This is a genomic window from Streptomyces sp. SID3343, from assembly GCF_009865215.1.
GTDB lineage: Bacteria > Actinomycetota > Actinomycetes > Streptomycetales > Streptomycetaceae > Embleya.
Genome location: NZ_WWJX01001260.1, coordinates 1 through 11309, shown reverse-complemented (window position 1 = coordinate 11309; position 11309 = coordinate 1). Strand labels below are relative to the sequence as shown.

The window sequence follows — 11309 nt, the reverse complement described above, 5'->3', positions numbered from 1 at the left end:
CGGCGGGTCGACGGCGCCCGTCGGTACGCGGGGGACCCGAACGCCCGGCCTTGGCGAGGTCGAGGCGGGCGGCGGTACGCGAACTCCGGGCCGCGGGGCCCGACCGCGCCGCCCGGTAGCCGCGAGACCGCAGCCCGCCTCGCCCACGCCACGGGTGGTGCGAGTGGGAACAGCCCCCGCCACCAGCGACGATCCCGCAACCCGACCGCCGCCTCGGCCGGCCCTCGCCGCCTGCCCCCGGCCCCCGGGAATCGCAAGGGCCACAAGGCAACGAGCCCCCGCCTCCGCGCGTTCACCCGCGAGGCCCGAACCGCTATTGTTGGTTGCGCCAAGCAGTTGATGCGTTGGCCAGTGGACAAGGGGGGCGGTCATCGATACCGCGACATCGTGCGACGAGCCGACAGCCGGCCGCGCACCCGACGAGTTGGGACGCGAACTCGCGCGTCTCATGCGGCTTTCGGCCGCGGCCAAGGCGCGCAACCGTGCCGAAGGCGGCCCCGTGCCCGACGGGGGAGACCGGCTGCTCCTGGCCTACCTCGCCCTGGAAGGGCCCCGCAGGGTGACCGACCTGGCCGCCATGACCTACCTGGACGTGTCCACGGTCAGCCGACAGGTGGCCTCGCTCGTGCAGCGCGAACTGGTCGAGCGGCGGCCCGACCCCAACGACGGCCGCGGTACCCTGCTTGCCGCGACCGACGCCGGGCGGCAGGCGTTCGAGGTGTACCGCAAGCGCCGCGAAGTCGAACTCGACAGGGTCACCCGCGACTGGTCCGCCCATGAACGCCGCACGCTCGTGCACCTCCTCGGTCGTTTCAACGACGACCTCGAACGCGACCAGTCCCCGACGCGAGAAGCGGGCCCGGCCCGCGAAGCCCAGGTCCCGGCTCGCGAAGCTCAGGCACCGGCCCGCGAAACCCAAGCACCGCCCCCCGAACAACCCCAGACACAGTCCCCAGACGCAGCGTCCGGTGGCCCGGAAGGCAACCTCGCATGACCGATACGAAAACCCCCGCCGAGCCGCAACAGGCCCAGGACGACAATGGCCTGAGCCACCGTCAGATCATGACGATCCTGTACGGCCTGATGGCAGGCATGTTCCTGGCCGCGCTCGACCAGACCATCGTCTCCACCGCGATCCGCACGATCTCCGACGACCTGCACGGCCTGAGCCAGCAGGCGTGGGCCACCACGGCGTACCTCATCACGTCGACCGTCGCGACGCCGCTCTACGGCAAGTTGTCCGACCTGTACGGCCGGCGCCCGTTCTACCTCGCGGCCATCACGATCTTCGTGCTCGGCTCGGCGCTCTGTACGTTCTCGACGTCGATGTACGAACTCGCCGGCTTCCGGGCGCTTCAGGGCCTCGGCGCCGGCGGTCTCATGTCGCTCGCGTTCGCGATCATCGGCGACATAGTGGCTCCGCGTGAACGCGCCCGCTACCAGGGCTACTTCCTGGCCGTCTTCGGTACCTCCAGCGTGCTCGGCCCGCTCGTCGGCGGCTTCTTCGCCGGCCAGGACACGATCCTGGGCATCGCGGGCTGGCGCTGGGTCTTCCTGGTCAACGTCCCCGTCGGCGTCGTCGCGCTGATCGTGGTCGCCAAGGTGCTGCACATCCCGCACACGCGACGTCCGCACCGCGTCGACTGGTGGGGCGCGGCCCTGCTCACGCTCGGCGTCGTACCGCTGCTCATCGTCGCCGAGCAGGGCCGGGAATGGGGCTGGGGCTCCAACACCGCCGCCACGTGCTACGTGATAGGGATCGTCGGCGTCGTCTCGTGGGTGCTGGTCGAGCGGCGGATGGGCGACGACGCGCTCATCCCCATGCGCCTGTTCGGCGATCGGATCTTCAGCCTCGCGTCGCTGATCGGTGTCATCTTCGGCATGGCCATGTTCGGTGGCTTCATGCTGATCCCGCAGTACTTCCAGATCGTCAAGGGATCCAGCCCGACCGAGGCGGGCCTCCTGATGATCCCGGTCATGGCCGGGATGATGGGCTCGTCGATAGTGTCCGGCCAGCTCACCTCCAAGACCGGCCGCTACAAGATCTTCCCGATCCTGGGCACCGGCATCGCGGCCGTCGCGATGGGGCTGTTCTCGCTGTTCGTCGACGCCGACACCCCGATCGTGACCACGAGCCTGTTCATGGTCCTGCTCGGCATCGGCCTCGGCCAGTGCATGCAGACGCTGATCCTGGTCGTCCAAAACGCGGTCCCGCCGCGCGACATGGGCGTCGCCACGTCCGCCGCGACGTTCTTCCGACAGATGGGCGCCACCGCCGGTACCGCGGTCTTCCTGTCCGTCCTGTTCAGCAACGTGTCCGAGGAGATCGCCAAGGCGTTCACCCGCGACGTGGGCACGCCCTCGTTCCAGGCCGCGCTCAACGACCCCGGCGTGCTCGCCGATCCGGCCAACGGCCCCGTGATCGAGATGGTCCGCAATCCGAACCCGGGCGGCGCCCAGGGCTCGGGCGTACTCAGCGACTCGTCGTTCATCTCGAACCTCGACCCACGCCTCGCCGCCCCGTTCAAGGAGGGCTTCTCCGAGGCGATGCAGCTGGTGTTCCTGATCGCCTCGTGCGTGATGTTCGTGGCGTTCGTTCTGGTGTTCTTCATCAAGGAAGTGCCGCTCCGCACGATGTCCGGCCTCCAGGCCAAGGCCGCCGCCGAGGCCGAGGACCAGGCGACCGCGACCACACCTGCCGGCTCGTCCACGAAGCCGACCCCGGCTCCGACCCCGGGCGCCGCCCCCGCGACGAGCGCGCCCCCGGCGTCCCCGCAGTCCCCGACACCGCCGGCGACCGGCTCGGCCGAACAGCAAGCCCGCCGAGCAGCCGGCAGACGCTGGCCCGAGAACTGACCGAACCGGGTCCGACGCAACATCGGACCCGACGCAAGACGGCACAGCACCGACCCGGCACAACACCGTTGCGACACGGCACCGACACCACCCAGGCGTCGACACCGATACGGCACCCGCGGCCCGGGCAGGGGACACCCCCCGCCCGGGCCGCTCCACACTCTCGTCCCTACGCCGCCCGCGTCTGCCGCCGCCGCCCGAAGAACGCCCAGGCCCACAACCCGGCCACCACGTTCACCACGGCCAGCGCCCCGAACGTCAGCACTGTCGCATGCGCCGAAGCCCCCGCGCCGGCGCCCGTCGTGGACAGGAACAACGTCCCGTACGTCGCGACCCCGAGCACCCCGCCGAACTGCATGAGCGTCACCACGACGCCGCTCGCGTCACCGGCGTCCTCCGGCCGGACCCGCGCGAGCGCCGTACCCATCATCGGCCCCAGCGCCGCGCCCTGGCCCAGGCCCATCGCCCCGAGCGCCAGCGCCAACGCGAAGCCCGCCTCCCGGCCGCCGCGCACCGACAAGGCCAGCGCCACGTACGACAGCGCCACCAACGCGAAGGCCACGTAAGCCACATGCGCCCGCAACCGCTCGGGCAGTCGTCGCCACCACATGCCGCCGGCCGCGAACCCGACCGCACAGGGCACATAGACGAGTCCCGCGCGCAACGGACTGTCCCCGAGCCCGGACTGAAGGTGCAGCGCCAACGTGAACAGGAAGCCGTTGTAACTCCCGACACCCAGCAGCAACGCGATTCCGGCGGGCAACAACCCGGGGGAGCGCAGCACCGCCCCCGACACCAACGGAGCACCCCCACGCCCGGCCACCCACCGCTCGACGAGCGCGAACGCGCCCATCCCCACCAGACCGGCAACCAGCAACACCCAGCCCCACACGGGCCAGTCCTGCTCGTGCCCCATCACCAACGGCACCACGACCGCGAGCATCGCCGGCGCGAGCATCAGCACGCCCGGAACGTCGAGCCGCTGCCACCGGGACGGGCCCGTACCGGGATCCGGCTCGTCACCGCCAAGCGCGCGCCACCCGATCACGAGCAGCCCGATGCCCAGCGGCACGTTCACCAGGAACACCGGCCGCCACCCCGTACCCCACAGGTCCGCGCTGACGAGCACGCCGCCGAGAATCTGCCCGATCACCGCGCCACCGGCGATCGCCGTCTGGTACAGCCCCAACGCGGCCGTGCGTCGCCGCCCTTCGAACCGCCGCTGAATCAGCGTCAGTACCTGCGGCACCAACAGGGCGGCCCCGGCCCCCTGGAGACACCGGAACGCGACGAGCTCGGCCGTCGACCCCGCGATCCCGCACGCGAGCGACGAGGCGGTGAACAGGCCGAGCCCCGCGAGGTACGCCCGCCCGTGCCCGAAGATCGCGCCCAGGCGTGAACCCGTGATCAGCAACATCGCGTACACGATCGTGTAGCCCGCGATCACCAGCTGCAGCCCGGACCCGGACGCGTGCAGGTCGGTACGCATGTCCGGCGCGGCCACGTTGACGATCGAGGCGTCCAGAACCGCCACGAACTGGCCCGCCACCAACACCGCGAGCAGCAGCGTGCCCGCGCTTTTGTGTCTGGTACCGGCAGCCGCCTCCGCGTCCGCCGCCACCTCCGTACTCGTCGGGTGTTCTTGCTCAGGCTCGATCCGTCGCGCACCTCGGCGCGACACCACATCGGTCATGGACCCGACTCTGCTCGATCCCGGATACCCGGACCAGAAGCCTGGTTATCCGGGTATAACCAATAACCTGGCAATCGAGCCGCTCGCATGCGCACGATGGGACCATGACCGTACGCCCGGGCCTCGACGTCGCCACCACCACCGCCACCGGCACCGGCCGGGAGTCCAAGGCCGACACCGCCATCGACGCCGTCGGCCCGTCGCCTTGCTCGGCCGAGCCCAGCGCGGCGGACCGGGCCCCCGAGTACGTACTGCCCGCCCGCGACGCCTCCCGCGCCGAACTCGGCGCGTTCCTGCGCAGCCGCCGCGAGCGGATCACCCCCGAGCAGGTCGGCCTGCCGACCGGCCGCCGCCGACGCACCCCCGGCCTGCGCCGCGAGGAACTCGCGCAGCTCGCCGGCGTGGGCGTGACCTGGTACACGTGGCTCGAACAGGGGCGCCCGATCAACGTCAGCTCCCAGGTGATCGGCGGCATCGCCCGCACCCTGCGCCTGGACCCCGCCGAGATCGACCACGTCAAGCGGCTCGCGTGCGTGCCCAACCAGGCCACCCCGCGCGCCGACGACGTGGTCGAGGACGACGTCAAGGCGGTGCTGGACGACTTCGCGACGATGCCGGCGGTGATCCTGAGCGGGCGCTACGACGTCCTCGCCTTCAACGCCCTGTACGCCAGGGTGTTCCCCGCGCTCGTGGCGGAGCCGTGCAGCCGGCGCAACCTGATCTGGGAGCTGTTCACCCGGCCCGCGTGCTGCAACCCGTTCCACGAGTGGAAGGAGGAGACCCGGGGCGTCGTCGGGACGCTCCGCGCCACCTACGCCCGCAACGTCGGTGACCCGGTGTGGGGCGCGTTCATCGACGAACTGGTAGAGGCCAGCCCGGAATTCGCGACGGCGTGGGCGGCCCACCCGATATCGCTCTCCCGGCCGCGCGTGAAGGTCTTCCGGCACGCCGACGTAGGTCTGTTGCACGTACGCACGATGCCCGCCGATCTCGCCGCGGCCCCGGGCCAGCGGATGAGCGTGTACATCCCGCAGAACGACGCCAGCCGACAACGCCTGAGCCGCCTCGGCGCACCGGACTTCGTCGGGAGCCCGATACACGATCACTCGACACCGTGAGGTCGGACGGGTCCGCCGGTCGGCCCGCGATGTGACGCACGCGACGGGCGACGGGCCGGGCCGTGGACTGACACGCCGTCAAAACCCGTCACGCGCAACGCCGTCCGCCCGATCAACCGACCGACGGGTTACCGATCGACGGCCATCGATGGACCGATGCACCGATCGTCTCCGGAAAACGTCGAGGGGCCGGAAGATCGAAATCTTCCGGCCCCTCGATACATCCGCGGTGCGCGATACTGGGATTGAACCAGTGACCTCTTCCGTGTCAGGGAAGCGCTCTCCCGCTGAGCTAATCGCGCGGGTTCGTACCGTTCCATCCGTTTTTCTTGGTGCAGCGTGCGCGATACTGGGATTGAACCAGTGACCTCTTCCGTGTCAGGGAAGCGCTCTCCCGCTGAGCTAATCGCGCGGGAAGATCACCGTCGGCGTACTGCCTCGGGCGTTCTTGGAGGTGGAGACGGGATTTGAACCCGTGTAGACGGCTTTGCAGGCCGTTGCCTCGCCTCTCGGCCACTCCACCAAGTGAAGGAAACATAGCGGGTCACCGCCATGTTCCTCTACTTCTTCCGAGCGGACGACGAGATTCGAACTCGCGACCCTCACCTTGGCAAGGTGATGCTCTACCAACTGAGCCACGTCCGCCTGTCCTCCGACCCGCGTTTCCGCGTTCCGGCGACGTGCAGAACTTTAGCGGATCGGAGGGCCATCACAAAAACCGATTCCGCGGAACCCGGTCGGCAGGACCCGCGCAACCTGCGAAAACGGCGGAAGCCGGCCCGAACCACGAGGGGTCGAACCGGCTTCCGAAGCGCTCCCGACCCCTCAGCCTCGACGGTCACCCGACGAAGCCGACTCGACCTCGCGGGCGACCGAATCAGGGAGCGCGGCGTCGCCGGAGGGCTTGCCCTTCGCATCGGAGTCGGAGCCGGAGTCGGAGTCGGCCGTCGGGTCGGCCCGGCGGTCGGCCTGCTGCGCGGCCTCGGCGTCGACCTCGGGGACGCCCTCGGCGTCGACCTCCGGTTCGGCGGCAGGCCCGGCATCGACCGCGTCCCGGCCGGTCGGAGCCCCGACCTCGTCCGCAGCCTCCGCACCCACCTGCGCATCGGCGTCCGCCTTGGCAAACGACACGACCGGCGCCGCGTCGACAACCACGACCGGCTCGACCGTCGTCTCGGCCTCGGCCTCCACGACATCCGTCTGCGCCTGCGCCTGCGCCTCCGCATCGGCCGCGTCCGCGTCGACAGCCTCGATCGCGTCCGCCCCGACAGAGGCGGCCCCGCCCTCCTCCTCGACCGGCTTCGTCAACGACACCGGCGCGGCCGATTCACCGTCGGCGGACACCGCATCCGCGACACCGGCATCCTCGGCACCCGCCATCGGTGCAACCTCGGGCCGCGGCGGCGCCTCGGCCGGTACGACCTCGCCCTCCGGTGCAGCCACAGCAGCCTCCACGGCCGTGTCCCCGGCCCGCGGAGCCATCCCCGGGGCCATCGGCACCGGCGGCACTCCCGGAGCCGCAGGCGCCGCAGGAGCGGTCGGCCCCATCGCCGGCTGCGGAGCATGGAAGTGCCCCGTCGGTGCCTGCGGAGCGTAGAACTGCCCCGTCGGTGCGGGCGGGTTGTACCCACCCCACGGTGCCCCGCCGCCGGCACCCGGGACCGCACCCGCACCGGCCGCCGACGCGTACGCCATGGCCTCGCGCTGCTGCTGGAACCGCGTGATCCGCTTGACCACGAAGATCGCCGCGATCGCCGCGAACACCAGCGCGATGTCCGCCGCGCCCGAGAGGATGTCGATCGTCTCCAGCCGGCTCGCGTCGTCCAGTCCGACGTTGCGCGGGTACGACAGTCGGCTCGCGAGGAACAGCACGACCGAGCCCACGAGCAGTACCCACCACGTCCACAACAGCGGGTGACGGCCCGGTGTCCTGCCGCCGCGCTCGGCGGTACGCGCGTCGCTTGCGCGCCACACGTCGTGCAGGATCACCTTCGGGAACCACAGGTTGGCGATCGGCAGGAACCAGCCGCCGATCGTCCACCCGACGTGCAGGCGCTGCCTCGAAGGGCCGAACAGGTCGACGTTCGAGCGGGCCCGGTGCAACCAGATGATGAACACGGCGGCCGTCGCGACCAGGGACAGCGTCAGGAACCCGATCGCCACCCCGACGAGCACGTCGGAGTCCTCGGCCCGCTGGTGCAGCTCCGAGTCCACGCCGAACTCACCGGCGTCCGAGATCTGCTGCAACACGTCGGCACGGTAGAAGAACGCGATCGCGCCCAGCACCGCGAAGACCGCGTTCACCGGCAGCAACGCGTAGAGCGAGATCGCGAGTCCGCGCAACGCGCGAAACCGCGGGGCCGGTCGCCAACCGGGATATCCCATGGTGGGGTACTGACCGGGCATGCCGTACGGGGCCTGCGGCGCGAACTGCCCCGGCGCCGCCGGATAGGCCCCGGTGTACGGAGGAGCGGCGGCGTAGGGAGGGGCGGCCGCAACGGGCGCGTACGGATCCGGCGCCACGGGAGCCGCGGGGGCTGCCGGAGCCGCCGGAGCCACCAAGGCCACCGGAGCCACCGGGGACACCGAGGCCGGTGCGGCGTCGGCCGGTTGAGCCGACGCCGCAGGAACGGCACCACAGTACGAACAGCGGTCGGCCCGCGTTGACCAGGTGTCGCAGGCGGAGCAGTGCACGGATGAAAGTCCTTCGATCGCATGGAGACGTGTGACGTGACGCGCGAGGCGTGAGACGTGAGGCGTAGCACAAAGAACGTGAAACGTAGGAGTGAACCGAGGAGCGCGAGCCGAACCGCGAAGCGCGAGCCGAAACCGCGAACCGCGAACCGCGAACCGCGAAACGTGAAGCCGAGCCGTGAAGCGCGAAGTAGGTGTGAACGTGCAGCGTAGGCATCCGATGACGAGCGGGCGTCGCGGTCGCCGACCGAGGTCGAGACGCCGGACCCGGCGATGCCGAGTATCGCCACCCGTGCCGCATCATGCCGTGCCCGACGGCCACTACGGAACGGGGATATCCCAGTCGCGCCGCCGATGCGACTCCCGGTTCGCCCGTAAGCCTCTTTCCGCCCGCTTGCCGCAACTCCCGTACAGGCACCCCAATTCGCGCATACCGGCGCCCCGGCGCACGCCCCCACACGCGCACCCGCCACTTCGCGCCCTCCTACAATGGTTCATCCGACCCACGCACCGACCCACCACAGGTGCCACCGACCGTCCACAGGTGCCGAGGTCGCTATCCCGGAAACGAAAAACGTGAGCCAGTCACTCCCTCTCGCTCATCTCGGCGGACGCTTGGCCACCGGCCTGCGTGACGTCACTCGTGACCCCGCCGCGTTGGAATCGCACGGATTCTGGGCAGTCGTCGCCGACTTCGAAGGTGACGTGCTGTGCGCGAGATTCGACGACGTACGACCCGCGCCGCTGCCCGCCGCGCCGTGGAGCGGTCCGCCCGCGGACGCGTGGACCGATTCACTCGGCGCCGACGCCTACCGCGCCGGAGTACGCCGGATCCGCGAGTACATCGCCGCCGGCGACGTGTACCAGGTCAACCTCTGTCGCCTCCTCACCGCGCCGCTGCCCACCGACTTCGACATCGTCGGCCTCGCCGGCCGGCTCGCGCACGGCAACCCCGCGCCCTACGCCGGCGTGCTCCGCCTGCCCGAGCACGGCGTCCACGTCGCGTGCGCGTCACCCGAGCTCTACCTCGACCGCAACGGCGACCGGGTCTCCTCCGGCCCGATCAAAGGCACCGGCGCCACCGAGGCCGACCTGCTCCCCAAGGACTACGCCGAGAACGTGATGATCGTGGACCTCGTCCGCAACGACCTCGGCCGGGCAAGCGCGATCGGCACCGTCACCGTGCCCGACCTGTGCGTCGTGGAGAAGCATCCGGGCCTGGTCCACCTGGTCTCGACGGTGGCCGGGGAGCTGGCCCCAGGCGTCGGCTGGCCCGAACTCCTGGCCGTGACGTTCCCACCCGGCTCGGTCAGCGGCGCACCCAAGAGCGGTGCGCTGCGCATCATCGACGAACTCGAACCCGTCCCCCGCGGGCCCTACTGCGGGGCGATCGGCTGGGTCGACGCCGACCGCCGACAAGGCTCGCTCGCGGTCGGCATCCGCAGTTTCTTCGTCCGCGACGGGCGGCTGTGCTTCGGTACCGGCGCCGGCATCACGTACGACTCCGATCCCCAACGCGAGTGGGACGAGACGCAACTCAAGGCGCGTAACCTGCTGGCGGTCGCGGCACAGGACCACGCGACCGCGCCCGGCGCGCAGACCATCTCGGAGGGCCCATGAGCAAGATCTGGCTGAACGATCGTCTCGTCGACGACGAACAGGCCCTGGTGCGTGCCGACGACCACGGACTGACCGTGGGCGACGGCGTGTTCGAGACCCTCAAGGTCTCCGGCGGACGGACCTTCGCGCGCACCCGGCACCTGGACCGGTTGACTCGCTCGGCCCGCGGCCTCGGACTGCCGGAGCCCGACCTCGATCTGGTTCGCCGCGCGTGCGACGAGGTGGTGCGCGCCAATCCGCTGCCGGGCCTGGGACGGTTGCGGATCACCCACACCGGCGGGCCGGCCCCGTTCGGCTCCGAACGCGGCGAGGCCGCCCCGACGTTGCTCGTCGCGCTCGGCCCCGGCAAGGACCGCGGCCCCACCACTGCGGCCGTCACCGTCCCGTGGACGCGCAACGAGAACGCGCCGACCGCCGGCCTCAAGACCACCAGCTACGCCGACAACGTCGTCATGCTCGCTCACGCGAAGGAACGCGGCGCGACCGAGGCGCTGTTCGCGAACACCGCCGGCAACCTGTGCGAGGGCACCGGCTCCAACGTGTTCGTGGTTCTCGACGGCCGCGTCGTCACGCCACCCCTGTCGGCCGGCTGCCTGGCCGGCATCACGCGCGAACTCGTCCTGGAATGGCTCGGCGCCGAGGAAATCGACGTACCGCTGTCCGTGCTCGCCGATGCCGACGAGGTGTTCCTGACCGGATCGCTACGCGACGTACAGGGCGTACACCGCATCGACGACCGCACCCTCACCGCGCCCGGACCCGTCACCCGCAAGGCGATCGAGGTCTTCGCGGCGCGCTCCGCCGCCGACATCGACCCGTGAGGCCGATCCGTTCCGGGTTGGTCGGGTCCGCGGGCGGGCAGCACTGCCGGTAACGGGGCGTTGCGCCCGGGGAAGGCGGACGCCCGCGATGACCACCACTTTGCGACCGGCCGGCCCCGGCCGTGACGGCGTGTACTCGATCTGCGCCAACGGCCGGTCCATCGGCGGCGTGCACCTGACCCCGTTGGGGCCGTGGGGCGCCGGCACCGGCTGGATCCTGCACATCCAGGTCCTGCCGTCCCGCCGGCGACGCGGCCACGCGTGCGTGGCGATGCTCGCGGCCGAGGAGATCATGCGCAGCCGGCGCTGTACCCGCATGGCCAGTGCCGTCCCCGAGGGGAACCGCGCCGCCGAGGGCCTCGTCGAGGCCCTCGGCTACGTCCCGGACAGCCGCCGCCTGTCGGCCCCCGTACGCACGACCGGCCTGCCGCCGAGCGTGCGCCGGATGGACGCCGACGAACGCACCCAGTGGTGCGCCGCCGAACTGCTCCGGTACACGGCCGCCCT

At 71.0% G+C, this 11309-nt stretch carries 8 protein-coding genes and 4 tRNA genes; 6 read left to right on the top strand and 6 right to left on the bottom strand.

The genetic code is table 11. The features are described 5' to 3' along the window. Positions 1-499: 499 nt before the first annotated feature. Together GT354_RS39815 and GT354_RS39810 are read left to right on the top strand one after the other, a co-directional pair. On the top strand, positions 500-994 hold the full coding sequence (locus GT354_RS39815; protein WP_161361288.1) for a MarR family winged helix-turn-helix transcriptional regulator: 495 nt from the start codon (positions 500-502) through the stop codon (positions 992-994). Then, positions 991-2856, top strand: coding sequence for an MDR family MFS transporter (locus tag GT354_RS39810; protein ID WP_161361285.1), 1866 nt, complete (start codon positions 991-993; stop codon positions 2854-2856). Before GT354_RS39815 ends, GT354_RS39810 begins: the two co-directional genes overlap by 4 nt. Positions 2857-3025: 169 nt before the next feature. Here GT354_RS39810 and GT354_RS39805 read toward each other — a convergent pair whose 3' ends face one another. Continuing rightward, positions 3026-4549 carry an MFS transporter gene (locus GT354_RS39805; RefSeq protein ID WP_161361284.1) on the bottom strand — a complete coding sequence of 508 codons (1524 nt, stop codon included), beginning with the start codon at positions 4547-4549 and terminating at the stop codon, positions 3026-3028. Between the two features lie 104 nt (positions 4550-4653). Between GT354_RS39805 and GT354_RS39800 the strand changes: the two genes are divergently transcribed. Further along, positions 4654-5667, top strand: a complete 1014-nt coding sequence (locus GT354_RS39800; RefSeq protein WP_161361282.1) for a helix-turn-helix transcriptional regulator — start codon at positions 4654-4656, stop codon at positions 5665-5667. A 230-nt stretch (positions 5668-5897) separates the two neighbouring features. Here the strand turns inward: GT354_RS39800 and GT354_RS39795 are convergent. From GT354_RS39795 to GT354_RS39775, 5 genes are all read right to left on the bottom strand, one after another. Then, positions 5898-5969, bottom strand: a tRNA-Val gene (locus tag GT354_RS39795). Positions 5970-6007: 38 nt separating this feature from the next. Then, positions 6008-6079 (bottom strand) — tRNA-Val (locus GT354_RS39790). A gap of 37 nt (positions 6080-6116) precedes the next feature. After that, positions 6117-6190 (bottom strand) — tRNA-Cys (locus GT354_RS39785). 49 nt (positions 6191-6239) lie between these two features. Then, positions 6240-6312, bottom strand: a tRNA-Gly gene (locus GT354_RS39780). 180 nt (positions 6313-6492) lie between these two features. Then, complete coding sequence (locus GT354_RS39775) at positions 6493-8190, bottom strand: DUF4328 domain-containing protein (protein WP_161361280.1); 1698 nt, start codon at positions 8188-8190, stop codon at positions 6493-6495. A 747-nt stretch (positions 8191-8937) separates the two neighbouring features. Between GT354_RS39775 and GT354_RS39770 the strand changes: the two genes are divergently transcribed. From GT354_RS39770 to GT354_RS39760, 3 genes are all read left to right on the top strand, one after another. Next, positions 8938-9981, top strand: coding sequence for a chorismate-binding protein (locus tag GT354_RS39770; protein WP_346012384.1), 1044 nt, complete (start codon positions 8938-8940; stop codon positions 9979-9981). Continuing rightward, positions 9978-10802 (top strand): aminodeoxychorismate lyase, encoded by an 825-nt coding sequence (locus tag GT354_RS39765; protein ID WP_161361278.1) that lies wholly within the window; start codon positions 9978-9980, stop codon positions 10800-10802. The genes GT354_RS39770 and GT354_RS39765 overlap by 4 nt, the downstream gene beginning before the upstream one ends. A gap of 88 nt (positions 10803-10890) precedes the next feature. Beyond that, positions 10891-11309, top strand: a 419-nt coding sequence (locus GT354_RS39760) for a GNAT family N-acetyltransferase (protein WP_161361276.1), incomplete at its 3' end; no start/stop codon positions are given.

Bases quoted from the DNA above. Each gene is read 5' to 3' on its own strand.
- GT354_RS39810 (WP_161361285.1), top strand. From the start codon at position 991: ATGACCGATACGAAAACCCCCGCCGAGCCGCAACAGGCCCAGGACGAC.
- GT354_RS39800 (WP_161361282.1), top strand. From the start codon at position 4,654: ATGACCGTACGCCCGGGCCTCGACGTCGCCACCACCACCGCCACCGGC.
- GT354_RS39765 (WP_161361278.1), top strand. From the start codon at position 9,978: ATGAGCAAGATCTGGCTGAACGATCGTCTCGTCGACGACGAACAGGCC.
- GT354_RS39805 (WP_161361284.1), bottom strand. From the start codon at position 4,549: ATGACCGATGTGGTGTCGCGCCGAGGTGCGCGACGGATCGAGCCTGAG.